Origin of the sequence: Martinezella rhizogenes, assembly GCF_007002745.1 — a bacterium.
Taxonomy (GTDB): domain Bacteria; phylum Pseudomonadota; class Alphaproteobacteria; order Rhizobiales; family Rhizobiaceae; genus Agrobacterium; species Agrobacterium cucumeris.
The window spans coordinates 408,069-421,964 of record NZ_SGNY01000003.1; the positions used below are offsets into that span (position 1 = coordinate 408,069).

The 13,896-nt window shown below is 58.0% G+C and carries 16 protein-coding genes; 15 read left to right on the forward strand and 1 reads right to left on the reverse strand.

Annotation, left to right across the window (positions count from 1 at the left end):
* The first annotated feature begins 1 nt into the window (after position 1).
* The 12 genes from EXN68_RS12165 to EXN68_RS12215 all read left to right on the forward strand — a co-directional run bounded on the left by EXN68_RS12165 (position 2) and on the right by EXN68_RS12215 (position 11,318).
* Positions 2-199: a hypothetical protein gene (locus EXN68_RS12165; protein ID WP_142841019.1), complete on the forward strand. Its 198-nt coding sequence runs from the start codon at positions 2-4 to the stop codon at positions 197-199.
* Positions 150-527 (forward strand): GPW/gp25 family protein, encoded by a 378-nt coding sequence (locus tag EXN68_RS12170; protein WP_142841020.1) that lies wholly within the window; start codon positions 150-152, stop codon positions 525-527. Before EXN68_RS12165 ends, EXN68_RS12170 begins: the two co-directional genes overlap by 50 nt.
* Before the next feature lie 2 nt (positions 528-529).
* Positions 530-1,477 (forward strand): baseplate J/gp47 family protein, encoded by a 948-nt coding sequence (locus EXN68_RS12175; RefSeq protein WP_237681395.1) that lies wholly within the window; start codon positions 530-532, stop codon positions 1,475-1,477.
* Positions 1,474-2,139 (forward strand): phage tail protein I, encoded by a 666-nt coding sequence (locus EXN68_RS12180; protein ID WP_142841021.1) that lies wholly within the window; start codon positions 1,474-1,476, stop codon positions 2,137-2,139. The genes EXN68_RS12175 and EXN68_RS12180 overlap by 4 nt, the downstream gene beginning before the upstream one ends.
* A 12-nt stretch (positions 2,140-2,151) precedes the next feature.
* Entirely contained in the window at positions 2,152-4,422 is a 2,271-nt protein-coding gene (locus EXN68_RS12185; RefSeq protein WP_142841022.1) for a hypothetical protein, read from the forward strand.
* 9 nt (positions 4,423-4,431) lie between these two features.
* Entirely contained in the window at positions 4,432-4,605 is a 174-nt protein-coding gene (locus tag EXN68_RS27655) for a hypothetical protein (protein WP_193559516.1), read from the forward strand.
* 61 nt (positions 4,606-4,666) lie between these two features.
* Positions 4,667-6,049, forward strand: a complete 1,383-nt coding sequence (locus EXN68_RS12190) for a hypothetical protein (protein ID WP_142841023.1) — start codon at positions 4,667-4,669, stop codon at positions 6,047-6,049.
* A gap of 2 nt (positions 6,050-6,051) precedes the next feature.
* Positions 6,052-6,612, forward strand: coding sequence for a DUF4376 domain-containing protein (locus EXN68_RS12195; RefSeq protein ID WP_142841024.1), 561 nt, complete (start codon positions 6,052-6,054; stop codon positions 6,610-6,612).
* A gap of 100 nt (positions 6,613-6,712) precedes the next feature.
* The gene (locus tag EXN68_RS12200) at positions 6,713-8,176 is read left to right on the forward strand and encodes a phage tail sheath protein (protein ID WP_142841025.1); all 1,464 of its coding nucleotides are present in this window, start codon (positions 6,713-6,715) and stop codon (positions 8,174-8,176) included.
* 12 nt (positions 8,177-8,188) lie between these two features.
* Complete coding sequence (locus EXN68_RS12205; RefSeq protein ID WP_142841026.1) at positions 8,189-8,701, forward strand: phage major tail tube protein; 513 nt, start codon at positions 8,189-8,191, stop codon at positions 8,699-8,701.
* Between the two features lie 75 nt (positions 8,702-8,776).
* Positions 8,777-9,046, forward strand: a complete 270-nt coding sequence (locus EXN68_RS12210) for a phage tail assembly protein (protein WP_025594279.1) — start codon at positions 8,777-8,779, stop codon at positions 9,044-9,046.
* Positions 9,047-9,170: 124 nt separating this feature from the next.
* A complete protein-coding gene (locus EXN68_RS12215; protein WP_142841027.1) occupies positions 9,171-11,318 on the forward strand; it encodes a phage tail tape measure protein in 2,148 nt (715 codons plus the stop codon).
* On the opposite strand, the gene EXN68_RS12220 is transcribed toward EXN68_RS12215, so the two are convergent.
* The gene (locus EXN68_RS12220) at positions 11,315-11,941 is read right to left on the reverse strand and encodes a hypothetical protein (RefSeq protein WP_142841028.1); all 627 of its coding nucleotides are present in this window, start codon (positions 11,939-11,941) and stop codon (positions 11,315-11,317) included. The two genes, EXN68_RS12215 and EXN68_RS12220, sit on opposite strands and share 4 nt — an antisense overlap.
* Before the next feature lie 66 nt (positions 11,942-12,007).
* Here EXN68_RS12220 and EXN68_RS12225 point away from each other — a divergent pair, with 66 nt between their 5' ends.
* The 3 genes from EXN68_RS12225 (at position 12,008) to EXN68_RS12235 (ending at position 13,852) form a co-directional block, all read left to right on the forward strand.
* Positions 12,008-12,472 carry a phage tail protein gene (locus EXN68_RS12225; protein ID WP_142841029.1) on the forward strand — a complete coding sequence of 155 codons (465 nt, stop codon included), beginning with the start codon at positions 12,008-12,010 and terminating at the stop codon, positions 12,470-12,472.
* A gap of 4 nt (positions 12,473-12,476) precedes the next feature.
* The gene (locus EXN68_RS12230; RefSeq protein ID WP_142841030.1) at positions 12,477-12,689 is read left to right on the forward strand and encodes a tail protein X; all 213 of its coding nucleotides are present in this window, start codon (positions 12,477-12,479) and stop codon (positions 12,687-12,689) included.
* Positions 12,690-12,898: 209 nt separating this feature from the next.
* Positions 12,899-13,852: a phage late control D family protein gene (locus EXN68_RS12235; protein WP_237681396.1), complete on the forward strand. Its 954-nt coding sequence runs from the start codon at positions 12,899-12,901 to the stop codon at positions 13,850-13,852.
* Positions 13,853-13,896: the final 44 nt, after the last annotated feature.

Consider the following 13,896-nt stretch of genomic DNA (forward strand, 5'->3'; position numbering starts at 1 on the left):
CATGAAAAACTACAAGGTTCGAACCGGCTGCGAAATCGCCGGGCGCTGGCGGTCGGCTGGCGAAATCATCCCCCTGACCGACGACGAAGCCCGCGAGCTTGCGCCGCCCTTCGGCAATGTCGTTCTCCCTGAAAAAGAGGCTAGCGCCCATGGCAAGCTCAACCGGCGTAAACGGTCAGACCGGCGCACCGCTGAATGATTGGCCGCATACGGAGCAATCAATCCGCAAAATTCTGAGAACGCCGAAAGGTTCGCGTGTCATGCGCCGAAACTTCGGCAGCAATGTCCCTGATTTTATCGACGGCAAGATGACGCGGCGGAACGTGCTTGCACTCTATTCCGCCGCAGCAACGGCAATCCTCGAATGGGAACCGCGCTTCCGAATGACTGCCGGGCGCGTGACCCAAGCGGATGCCGGTGGCGTCATCGCGCTCGATATCTTCGGCACCTATTATCCTCGCGGCCATCGCGGCGATTACTCCGTTGCGGAGAGCGCCAGCGTCCGCGTCATTTATCCGGGCAAGTGACCATGGCGATTTACGCACCGACGACAATTGATGTTTCGCGCCTGCCGTTGCCTGATGCGATTAGCCCGTTGGATTTCGAAACGCTTTACAGCGAATTCAAGGTCCGCTTCCTCGCGTTCTGGAACACGCTGCGGGCGGTCAATCCGTCGCTACCGGAATATGACGTGCAGGATCTCGAAACGGACCCGGCGGGCGTCGTCGGTGAAGCTTGGTCATACCTGCGCCTTCTGGACCGCCAGAACGTCAATGACACTTTCCGGTCGCTTCTGGCGGCATATGCGAAGGGGTCCAATCTGGATGCCATCGCCGCAAACCGCAACATAGTCCGCCTGACCGTGGTTCCTGCAACCGCAAATGCGGCGGCGATCATGGAAGGCGATGACGCACTGTTGCGTCGTTATCTGCTGTCCTACGATCTGCCGTCCGCCGGTTCTGCCGGTCGCTACCTTTATGATGCGTGGACGGCTTGGCCACAATCTGCTGACAAGGCCCTTGGGCTTTGGGATGCGCGGGTGAATGGCCGGGCGGTCCATGGCCGTCGCGGCGACACGGATGTTGTTGTCATCGGCCCGATGGGCAGGCTTCCGACTTCCTTGGAGCTGGATGCAGTCCGGGCGTCGGTAACGAACCCGAACCGTGCGCCGGAAGCTGTGGCTATATCGGTCATGGCCGCCGGGCGGACGGAATATGCGGTCTCGCTTGTGCTCGAAATTCCGGCGGTCGGACCGTCTGCCGATATCGTCCGGCAGGAAGCTGAAAAGCGTGTCACCGCAGCGGCGACCGCCCGCATCCTGATCGGCGGCGAAATCCCCGAAGCCCTGTTTTCGGGTGCGGCCTTCGGTGAAGGCGTTATCAGGGTGCGCGACCTCGCGCCGGTCGTCATCCTGCCCGACGCCTATAAGGTGCCAGTGATGGCCAGCCTTAACATCGCTGTCGAGGTGCGGGCATGAGCGACGTAGGTGTGTTGCTGCCGTCATCGGCGGAGCCATTCGAAAAGGCGCTTGCCGCCGGTATGTCGGATGATCTGCCGATCCCTTACGCTGTTCTGATGGACCCGTACCAGACGCCCGCACGGTTTCTGCCGTGGCTGGCCGTGCATCATTCGGTCGATCTCTGGTTCGATGATTGGACCGAAGAGCGCAAGCGGGAAATGATTGCGCAGTGTGCCGGGGTTTCGACGCTCTATCCCGCGTCCCCCTTGGGTGCGCTTAAAGGCACGCTTGCCGGGCTGAAACGCTACCTTGCGTTTGTTGATGCGGAAATCGTGGATCGCATTGCGCATCCCAACCGCTTCACCTTCGGGCGCGCGGTGATTGGCCGGACACCGATAGCGCATCAGCCCTATGTTGCGCATTACCTTGTTCGTGTCACGCTGACAGCGCCGAAGAACCGTTTTCAGATAGGCCGCAGCGCCTTCGGGCGAGCGGCGATGACGGCCATCAACCTTGAACCCATCCGCCGCGCCAAGCGCGCCATGGCGACCGCCAAGACCCCGGAAACGCTTTACTCTGTTTCCTTCGCATGGCGGCGCGGCATCACCTTTAACGACAACATTTTCATCGACGGAAGCCATGCCATCGGCGGTTACATGGATCGCAAGCGGCTGGATTGAGGGTAACGACACATGCAGCGCACTTCCTTTGCAGAAGCTGAAATCGCCGATCATGCGGATTTCGAAGCCATCGGTTTGCAGGCGCAGGCCGCAACAGATGGCCTTTGGCTGGATGCCATCGGCTATCCTGCCCATTGGGCGGCATTTACCGTCGCGCGTAAATCGGCGCAGGAAATCACGGTTTCGGCTGGCCGCTATGTCGCCGGGGAAATCGTTTATGCGCAGGAAGCGCCGAACGACTTGAACCTTCAAATTTATATCCCGGCGGCAGCTTCCGACCAGCGCTGGGTTGCCATCCTATTGCGTGGCAAGGAGGTGACGGATTCGGCAAACCGCCCGTTTGAGACATCCGACGATCCCGAAACCAGCGTCATCATCAACCGTAGCACGCCGAAGACAATTCGCCGGGTTGTTGAATTGATCGTGCAGCCGGGCGAAGCGAACCCGGTTCCGGTCAAGCCCGTGGTGGCGTCTACGGATGCATGTATCGCCTTCGTGCTGCTGACCTCTTCGGGGATTGACGCGAATGCTATCGAGCCGGGCAACAGCGACCGTGTGAAAACCCTATTCGAAGTCGAAGGTCGCGTTACTGCGCTGGAAGTCGATCTTGACGGTCTTTTCATGAGGACTGAGACGATTGAAACGCAGATCGTCAATATTCAAGGCAAGCTAACCGAAATCCCCCGTCCGGTCATCATTCGCCAGATGCAACGCGATATCGGCGCGGCCCGGCTCAAAGTCGATTTGCCGGATGAGGCGCGCGCCTATGTGTTCGATGACGGCCTTATCCCCGACCGTTGGGACATGACGCACGTGGACTGGTTAGCCCGGATTGAAGAGGGCGTCCGCTTCGGTTTCGCTGCCGAAGCGCAGGCCCGGCTTGAAGTGCAGGCGGAAGACGATCCGAAGATTGCGTTTCGCGGTCGCCGCATGGTGCCAGCATTTGATGAGGTGACGCGCATTGCAAACACCTCGCTGGATGCGACGCTTAATATTTCGCAGTTGGTGCACACCGAAACCACTCTTGTCCGCAAGGAAGCATCCCGCATCCGTATTACATACGGTCCAACCATGGGCGCTTGCGAGAATACTGCCGGTTGGTCCGGCCTTGGAGGCGATTCCAGGGTGGGCCAAATGTTGAATGTCGGTGGCGAGACCTTCGAGGTTGTCTATGTCGGCGCGAACTACGGGCCGGGTCACCAAACCTATGGTGTGCGGCAGGTTCGCTATGAAATCTACAGCGAACCGTATTGGCAGTATGTGACCGAAGATGTGGGGGTTAACGGTTCGATCTACGGGCAATCGTTCCTTGTAGCGCAGCCAATGCAGGTGACCAGCCTTGACTTGTCATTTGCGCGCGTCGGTGCCGATGGCGATGTGCATGTGTTCATCGTGGAAACCACGATTGGGGGCATGCCGCGTTTTGATGCGGTTCTTGCGCAGGGTAAATTGAACCATGCTGATCTTGTAGTTGGCTGGAACAAAGTGGTTCTTCCGATCACGCTTCTCGAAAGCGGAAAGCGGTACGCTTTCGTCACTGTGACGACAGGAGCGCATGCGCTACACATTTCAGGGTCCAATAAATATACGGGCGGCACGCAGTTCCTGACGACAGACGGCGCATTTGCGCAGGGGTCGACAGAGACGGACATCTGCTTCCGGCTGAACGCTGCACGATATCGCAGCCCACGCACGGTTATTCCGATGCAGGCGCTGAACCTCGCGGACGGCATGACGCAGATTGACATGCTGTACGCCGGTTGGGTTCCGGGTGGTTGTTCTCTCGGCTGGGAAATTCGGCCATCCGGCTCCACCGTCTGGACCGAACTCGATGACGGCGACCCGGCAACAAACCCGCTTGTCGGCCTTCCTGCGTCGGTTGAGCTTCGTATGGTGATGATGGGTACGGCTGACTTGCAGCCGATGATCCAGCTTGACCAGAAGGCAGTTTCGCGCGTTGCCCGGAACCGGAACAGCATGAGGGCAGTCAGCAAAAGCTTTCCGTTTGGGTTTTCGACTACCAGCATTCAGACGCAGTACACGCTGGATTCGTTCGATCCCGACCGGCACACGTTCACGCCCGCCATCATGGTGGGCAATACGGTTGTCAATCCTAGCACCACTGAAATCACGGTCGACCCGCAGATGCCTGCGCGCCGGACCTATCTTTCAACCTACATGCTTGGCGCGTCGGCGACTGCCGCCCGCATGCGCCCTGCGGCCAGCACCAACAACGTCGCGTCTGTGCCGTTCGTGCAGGACGCATTCATTGCCGCACTTTAGGAGGTCCCCATGGCTTTCCAGATTGACCCGGAAAAAACTTACAAGGTGAAGCTGTCGCGCCCGGTACGTCGCGGAGCCTTCACCTTCAAGCCGCTGAACGAAATCGAAATGCTCGGGAAGGTCGTTGCGGCAATCATCCAGCAGGAAGGTGACGAGGTGCTTGATTATGCCAGAGAGGTCTAACGGCTATCAGCTTCCGTCGTGGCCGAAAACGCTCATTGATCGAGAGTTGTGGAATTCCACAATGCTCGATATTCACGTGCGGCTGTCCGACCGCGAGGAACTGGAAGCATCGTTCGAAAGCCTGAAGGCGCAAGGCATTCAGGCTTCACTTGACTATATTCAGGTGAACGTCGCGCCGCAGATTGCCAACTTGCAGCAATCCATCACGCTCGCGCAGGAGCAGATTGACCAGATCATAATAGGCGGCAAGGCTCCCGACACTCTCAAATTTGGAGGGCGTGAGCCTGCCTACTACGCGACGGCACAAGCTCTTTCCGACGGACTTGCCGGAAAGGTGCCTAGCACGCGCAAGGTGAACGACAAGGAACTGTCGGGTGATGTGGTCTTGGCGAAGGCTGATGTCGGTCTGGGCAATGCCGATAACACGGCAGACAAAGACAAGCCCATCAGTGATGCGCAAAAGGCGGCATTTGAAACGAAAGCCAGTCGGCGAAATCGCCAACTAAACCCGGCGTTCCAAGTTTGCCAAGACAGGGCTCTTGGCGCAACTGTCGATGTCGGCACCGCTCAATACGTCATGGACGGCGTCCATGTAAATTCGACGGGTGGCGGCGTTCTCAGGGCGGGGCAAGTCGCATCTGATACCCCCGGCGGTTCGCCCTATCGGTTCAGAGCAACCGTTCTTACTTCTGATGCCGCTTATGGCACGGGAGACTATTACGGAGTCGTATTTCCAATTGAGGGTATCGACGTTGCCGACCTCAAATTCGGAACGGCTGACGCTATGCCGTTCGTATGGCGCGGCGTTGTGAAGCTTCCTCAGGGAAATTACGGTCTTTCGTTCACCAACACTAGCCTCACCCGATCCTACGTAAAAATGTTCACGGTGACGGCGGCAGAGGCGAACAAGGATAAGCTGATAACGGCGGTAGTTCCGGGGTGCAAAACTGGCACGTGGGTGAAGGACAGCAGTGCTTCTGGAATATCCGTTAGAATAACGCTTTCCAGCGGCAGCAGCTTCCTTACGGCCCAAGAAAACGAGTGGGGCAACGGAAATTTCGTTGCCACGGCTTCCCTTACCCCGTTCATGGCAACGGTAGGGAATGTAGTAGAGGTGGCTGACATCGGCCTTTACGCCGGAGGGCAATTGCCGGAATGGGAACTTCCCAACATTGGCGACGCCTGGCGGGCTTGCTTGCGCTACTATTTCCGCTCGACCATCAACAGGGTCGCAATTCCCGACAGCATCACATCAACGGCATCTGATACGAGGACCAAGACTTGCTATCTTGATCTGGGCACGAGAATGCGCGCCGTCCCCGTTGTGGCGGTGAGTGCAGGGTTTACCGGCTTCGGTGCTGTAGACGCCCTTGCGGCGACCATCAGCGGAAGGCAGGACACCTTCCAAGCCAACAACCTATGGGTCGCTGACGCGAGGATTTGAGAATGATTACTTCTATTCGACGGACTGCTCCACCGCCGTTTACCTCCATTCTGATCGTTATGGGCGACGGAACTTCGTGGGCAGATGATCTCTCTTTCCCCGCCGATACCCACTTGCGCCGCATGCGAGATGAGTGGTTAGCGGCGGGAAACGCTCCCGAACCGTTTGCAGTGCCCGCACCGACTGAAATGGAAGTTGATAGTGAGCGTGATCGGCGCATTGCGGCAGGCTTCACCTTCAACGGGGTCGCATATCAGTCGCGTCGGCAGGATCGCGAGAACATTGCAGGGGCGTCAACGGCTGCGCTCGCGGCCATGGTCAACGGGGCACCGCCGGGCGATTTCCGGTGGCACGGCGGTGACAGCGATTTTGAATGGATCGCGGCAGACAACTCGACGCATCCGCTCGACGCGCAAACGACCTTTGCAATGGGGCAGGCTGCTATGGCCCATAAGCAGGCTCATATTTTCGCGGCGCGCGCACTGAAAGACATGGACCCGATACCGGCGGACTTCGCTTCGAACGCTGCCTATTGGCCTGCTGGAACGCCGGACGCCAATTGACAAATCACCCCCGCCCGATCTGGCGCGGTGCTATCTAGTCTCCGGTTCAAGCCGGAACCCCCCTTCAAAATATTTGGAACCTTCAACGGAGACCAGCCGAATGGTTGACCTGTCCTATCATCATGGCGTCAAGCTTGTCGAAAGCGCCGACACCCCTTCGCTTGTGCGCGTCCAGCGCAGTGGCATCACCTTCGTAAATGGAACCGCGCCCGACGCCGACCCCGCTGCGTTTCCCCTGAATTATCCCACCATCGTTCGCTCATTGCCGCAGGCGGCGGCGCTTGGCGCTGCTGGCACGCTGTTGGAAGATGTCACCACCATTTTCAACGAAGGCGGCTCTTGGTGCATCGTCAACCGCGTTCCCGAAAGCGCAGATGCTGCGACCCTGCAGAATAACCTTATCGGCGACCCCGTGGCCAGAACTGGCCTTTATGCGGCGCTTCGCGCTAAGGCGATTACCAGCTACCAGCCCCGCGTCCTCATTACCGCAGGCGATACGGGTGCATGGATTGAGGGCGGAGTTGTCTCGGTGTCGCTGACTTCCGAAGGCGACAATCTGACCGAAGTGCCTGACGTGGCGGCGACGGGTGGCGGCGCAGACCCCGGTAAGGTGTTGCCGACACTCAAAGCAATCATGGGGACTGGCCCCAACGCCAAGAAGGTGGTTGGGGTTGAGGTCGTCGCTCCCGGCAAGAAAATGTCGGCGGCTCCGCTCTTGACCTTCACGGGCGGGGGAGCCGATGCGGGTAAGGTTCTGCCTGCCGCCACGGCCAATGTCGGCGACGTGGCGAACCCGTTCGTTTCGGCGCTCAACGCCATCACTCCGAAAATCCGCGCTCGCGCATACATCACGGGACCGAATACGACCGACGCGGAAGCACTGCGGTTCCGCAAAACCGTCAATGGCGGTCGCATTCTTATTATCGATCCGAAGACGATCAAGAACGTCAACGGTGTTCCGGTGACGAAGCCGGTTGCACCTGTCTTCGCTGGCGTTCGTTCCCGCGTAGTGGCGTCGGCGGAAGGGTTTTCGGGGTCGGTCTCGAACAAGATCATCCGCACCATCGACGGCGTTGCGCGCACGATCTCCTATCCCGATGACAGCAATTACCTGAATGAAAATCAGGTTGCCACGATCATCAATGAACGCGGCGGTTTCAGGACGTGGGGTAGCCGCCTCGCGATTGATGATCCGCTGTGGCAGTTCGACAGCGTGCGCGCGACCGCCGATATGGTCAATGAAGCGCTGGAAGACCTTTACTTCCTCTACGTGGATCGCAAAACCACCAAGGGGATTTTCAAGCTGTTCGTGGAAGACGGCAACGAGGCCATGCGCGTCTTCCAGGGAAACGAAGATACGCTTGGCGGTAGCGTCTGGCTCTCTGACGTTAACACTCCGTCTTTGATGGCGAACGGTAAGACTTTCTTGGAAGTCGAGTTTGAGCCGGTCGCGATCATGGAGCAAATCCATATCACCACCCACCGCAATATCGTCCGGTATCAACTGCTGCTGGACGAAGTGAACGGGGCAATTGAACGCCCTGCACTTTCGCCCGCAGTCTAAGGAGCTTTCCACATGGTGCAAAAAACTCTTCCCGCCTACATCCTGCGGAACTGCATGTTGTGGGCCGACCGTCAAAGCAAGCTCGGGCAGATCGGCGATATCACGCCGCCGGTTCCCGAAGCCGTCCGCGAGGATGTCCGTAATGCCGGAATGATCAAGGCCCGCAAGGTCCATCTCGGTTACAACGCGCTTGAATTCAGCTTCAAGATGCCGGGCATGGACCCGCAGATTTTGAAGCTGCACGGCATCAAGATCGGTTCCGAAACGCCCTTCATGATTACCGGCGCGCTGGTAGACGAGGACGGCACCACGCACAGCGCGGTGATGACCATTCGCGGCAGGGTGTTCAAGCCGGACGCCGGGACGTGGAAGGCTGGCGAGCTTTCCGAAAACGACTACGGAGTCGACGTGAACTATTACAAGCTCGAAATCGACGGCGAGCAAATCTACGAGATGGACGATTTTGATTTCAAGGTCGGTGGCGTCTCGCAGTTCGGCGATATCCGAAACGCCTTGCTGCTGTAACGGCTGGCGTTCCTTTCTCCCCCAAATCCTTCCAATCCGGCCCGCGCTCTGTGGGCGATTTTTTCAGGTGATACCATGGACGAAATTTCTGCAACGCTCGCCAAGCCCGTCGAGCATGACGGCAAAACCTACAAAGACCTGACCTTCCGCGAACCGGATGTCGGTGATTTGCTGGTGGCGGACGAGACTACATCCGACCTTGCCAGAATGGTCACGTTGCTGGCCCTCATTTCCGATGTGCCATTGCCCGCCTTCAAGAAAATCAAGGGCAGCGATTTCAAGGCGATCATCACCAAGACGAAGCCGCTCATGGGAAACGATCAGAAAACCACGACTGGCGGCTGATCGCCGTCTACGTCGCCAACACCACACACACATCGCTTGACGTGATTGAGCGGTGGCCCGCCCGAAAACTCCTGGCATATTTCCATAAGGCCACCGAGTTACGAAAAATCATGAGAGAATGACCATGGGTGTCCAGCAAAGCAGTCTCCGCATTTCGCTTATCGATGATGCGACGGCCACGGCGCGGCATATCGGGCGGGGATTAGATGGCCTGCGCGCACAAGCCGCCTCTTCTCTTGCGCCGATGCGTGGACTGATCGGGCAGGCTGTCGCGCTCGGCGCTGGATACTTCGGTGTCACGCGCGGTCTGGAAGCGACCGCAGGCGCGGCCATCAGTTTCGAATCTGCATTTGCAGACGTGAAAAAGGTGGTCGAAGCCAATGACGAGCAGTTTGAAAACATGCGCCGCAGCATCCGGCGCATGTCTGGCGAAATCCCGCTGGCCGCAAATGATATTGCCGCACTGTTCGCCGCCGCAGGTGAAAGCGGTATCGCGACCGAAGACTTGCAAAGCTTCGCGGAAATGGCCGCACGCGTCGGCATCGCCTTCGATCTCGGCGCAGGTGAGGCAGGCGAAAGCCTTGCCAGGCTGAAAACGCAGCTTGGTTTGACGGTGGCCGAAACCGGCGACATGGCCGATGCCATCAACCATCTGTCGAACAACATGGCGTCAAAGGCCAAGGATGTGACCGAATTTATGTTGCGGGTCGGCTCCTTTGGTGAAATGGGCGGCTTCGCAAAAGAAGAACTTGCGGCCATGGGTAGCGCCATGATCTCCGCCGGTTCGGATGCCAGCACGGCGGGAACCGCCATGTTAAACGTCATCCGCGCATTGACCAAAGGCGAGTTTGCCAAGAAGTCGCAGCGGGACGCCGCCAAGGCGCTCGGGCTGCATCTGCCGTCCATTGCCAAGGATATGCAGAAAGACGCGAAAGGCACCATGCGTAAGGTGCTGACGGCGATTGCGAAAGCGCCGAAGGATAAGCAGGTTTCCTTGCTGTCCGAATTCTTCGGCGACGAAGCGCGCGCCTTCATGCCGCTGGTCGGTAACATCAAGCTTTTGGATCAAGCGCTTGATAGCGTGGCCGACCGCACGAAATATGCAGGCTCCGCGTTCAACGAGTACATCCAGCGCGCCAGCACCACGCAAAACGTTCTGGACCTGCTAGGGAACAAGATTTCCAACGTCTTTTCGGAAATCGGTGACAGCATGTTGCCGACCATCCGCGAGGGCGCGCAGGGCATCGGCGAGGTGCTGGACACGCTCGGCAACCGCGTGACGATCTTCGACCAGATCACGAATTTCACGAAGGGGTTTGCGCAGGGCTTCGGGTATACCGGCGGCATGAAGGAGTTCATGAACGATCTCGGCGACCTGTTGCTTGGCCCTGTTGATCCGAACGCCGCCGACCGCATTGGAGCAATCTTTATGCGGGCGAAGGAATGGGGCGCTTCCATCCGCGAATTGAACGATGCGATAAAGGATAACCCTATCGCCAAGTTTTTTGCGGAAATGTCCGGCTACGGCTTCCAGCTTTTTGCATGGGGCATGGGCATCTCCATGTTGGCGGGCACCATTCGCAAACTCGCGGCAGCGCTGTTTGTGTTGTCCGGCGCAAGCACGTTGCTCGGTGCGCTAAAAGTTGCCGGGGGCATCGCTGCTATTGTCGGCGGAAGTACCCCCGCTGCCGCTGGAACCGGCGCAGCAACCGCAGCAACCGCCGCCGCCGCTGGCGGCGCTGCCGGTGGATGGTCCTCAATCCTCTTGGGCCTCGCCCGCATGGGTATTTACGGTGGGGCTGGTGCTGGGGCGTACGAGCTAGGAAAAGCTGCCTATACGGGCGATACGCCATACAGCCAAGGAAAGGCCGTGCTTCCGGGAATTGAAGATGCCCTTCATGCTGCCGGGAGCTTCTTTTCGTCGTTGACCACCGATCCAGCCCCAACATCAGTATCAACTCAATTTGCGTTGGATGCTGCCAAGGCGGCGCGCGCTAACGGTTTTGGCGGCAGCACAGAAAACCTTCCCGGAAAGACCGCCGATGATCTCGGCATTAAGACCACGCGAATCGACGCCTCTTCAATTTCGGAAATGGTGAAGCCAAACGGGACGCAGGATGTCCGTGTTACGAACCAGCAGCCTGTGAGCGTGACGGTTCATAACCAGGTGAGCATCACAGGAGTTTCCGACCCTCAAGCCGCTGCTAACGCGTCGGCCACTCAGATCGGGAACGAGGTGCAAAAAGCGGTGGAGGCCGCGTTTAGCGATTAATCGAGCAGAACGGCATCTGCGATGATGCCGTTCTGGAACATCACGCTTCCTACTTTTCCTTGAATGCGGGCGGAGCATCCAAGGCTGCATTGTTCGAGAAGCTTCTTTCGCTGCTCTCTCGGGATTTTTTTGTAGTCCAGGAAAAGTGGGTTAGCGTCCATCATCCCCGCATGCAGCATTCCGAAGTCGCCAACGATTTGTACTGTCGCTTCCGTTTCAATGCTTTTGCCGGACATCTTGCTAATGTCCAGCTTCAAATCTATCAGCGTTACTTCCTGATAACGCGACTGCTGGCGACCTTTCCAAGTTGCTGCTTCCTTCAAGCCCACGTCCATTATCATCAGTTTTGGGTTCGCATCGCACTTATTAGCCACCGCTGACAGAAATGCGTTAAAGTCATTCGCGTCGTAGGACTGTATCGGTTGTTTAGTTGCAGCTAGGTACGCGCCAGCAAGGAAAAACGTCGCAGCTTGAACGCTTGGCGGCATGTCCTCCATTGCTGTGCTCTTCTTCGCTTTCCATTCACTGGCGTAGTCAGAGCACATCATGGCCATTGAGTTTGCTGCGTTTGCGGCAGTCGCAGCGAACAAGAACGGCAGTATCGCCACAGCGGCTATGCGCATTCGTTTTCCCCTTCTGGTTTTCCTCTCGGGATACTTATCGCGAAAATTTCAAATATGGGAGTCGTTATGAGCGGCGTAACGTCGATGATGCTCGGTGGCTTCGCCTTCGAGGGATTGGGCTTTGGCTATCAGGGTATCAAACGCAAGGTGAACACACCTTGGGTGGATATGCCTGTTGGACAAACCCTCAACCAGCAGCAATGGACCGGACCCACTTCGGACGAAGTGACGATCTCGGGGGTTCTTTTTCCCGAAGAGTTCGGCGGGCAATCGCAGCTTGACGGTATCATTGCTGCGTCGATGGCTGGAACCGAAATGATGCTTGTGACCGGCGATGCCGCGCAGGGCGTCATACAAGGAATGTTTACGGTCCAAAGCGTCGAAGAGGATCGCAGCTACATTAACCGCCGGGGCGAGGCAGGGCGCAACGCCTATTCTATCACGCTCAAACGCTCCGGTTCTGGCACGTTGCCAAGTGTGGGCGGTCTTGTGGATCGGGCTGCATCCTTCCTGTCTGAACTTTTCCGGTGACCACATGGCGACAATTTACACCACACGGCAGGGCGAGACGGTTGATCTCGCTTGCCTCGCTTTTTATGGGCGCACGGCCAAAGTGGTCGAAGCCGTTATTGATGCCAATCCGGGTCTTGCCTCGCTCGGGCCTGTTCTTCCTCTCGGCACGAAAATCACCATGCCGGACATACCCGCCACCAGCACGGCCAAGCCGTTGACCAGCCTTTGGGACTAACCATGAAACCGCGCGTGGAAGTGAGTATCGACGGCGTGCCAGTGGCAGGCCATTTCTATGAGCGTTTGCTTTCCCTTACCGTCACTGACGAAGAGGGAATGAAATCCGACACGGTGGATATTGAACTGAATGACGGCCCGCCGAACTTTCTGGCAATCCCGCGTAAGGGGGCCATCATTTCGGTCAAGATGGGTTTCGGTGACGATCTCGTGCCGAAAGGCGTCTTTACCGCGGACAAAGTCAACGTCGATTGCCTGCCTTATAAAATGTCGATTTCCGGTAAGGCTGCGGACCTTCGCAGCGGAAAGCTGAAAGAGCGGCAGGAAAGGTCATGGGATAAAACGAAGCTCGGCGATATCCTGTCTCAGATCGCCAGCGAAAGCGGCTTAACCCCCGCCGTTGATGATGACCTTGCGGACTTCGAATATGACTGGCTAGCGCAACAGGACGAAAGCAACATCAATTTCTTGCGACGGTTGGCCGAACGGCACAACGGCCTGTATGCGGTCAAGCAAAAGCGCCTGATTTTTACCCGGCTCGGTTCCGGGTTATCTGCATCCGCCGCGCCGCTCGGCTCGATCATCCTGACGCCCGAGAAAATCAAGGTCGGAAGCCTGAAAGTCGAAATCAACGACCGCACGAAATACAGCAAGGTCGTGGCATACTATCAGGATTCCGATAAGGCGGAGCGCGTGGAAATCGAAGCGGATGCGGATGCGGACGGCGATAGCGTTTACCGTCTGCCGGAACCTTATGCATCGCCCGCCGAAGCCGACAAGGCCGCGCAGGCGAAGGCCAAGGAGTTGCAGCGTGGCGAAGGCTCGGTGTCTGTAACCGTGATCGGCGATGCGGGAATAGACGCGGGCTTGCCGCTGCTCTTCGCCGATATCCGACCCGGAGTGGACGGCGTACCTTACATCATTAAGACGGCCAAAACCGCATACACGAAAACCGGCGGTCTTGAAGTGGCGGTTTCGGGTAGGCTCTACGATGGCAAATCCGCAACAGAAAAATCGGCCGGCACGGAAAGCGGCGGCTCCAACGCCACCCCGGACGCCTCGAAAGCAACCGGCAAGGTTGCGCCCAACAGTGCGCCCGGCACCCCGGCCACGCCTTCCTCATTCCTGACGCCGCGCCGCTTCGGACGGACAGACGAAAACTAGGGCGCGGCCCTACCACTCTTCCCCAAAATCTCTAGGAGATATCC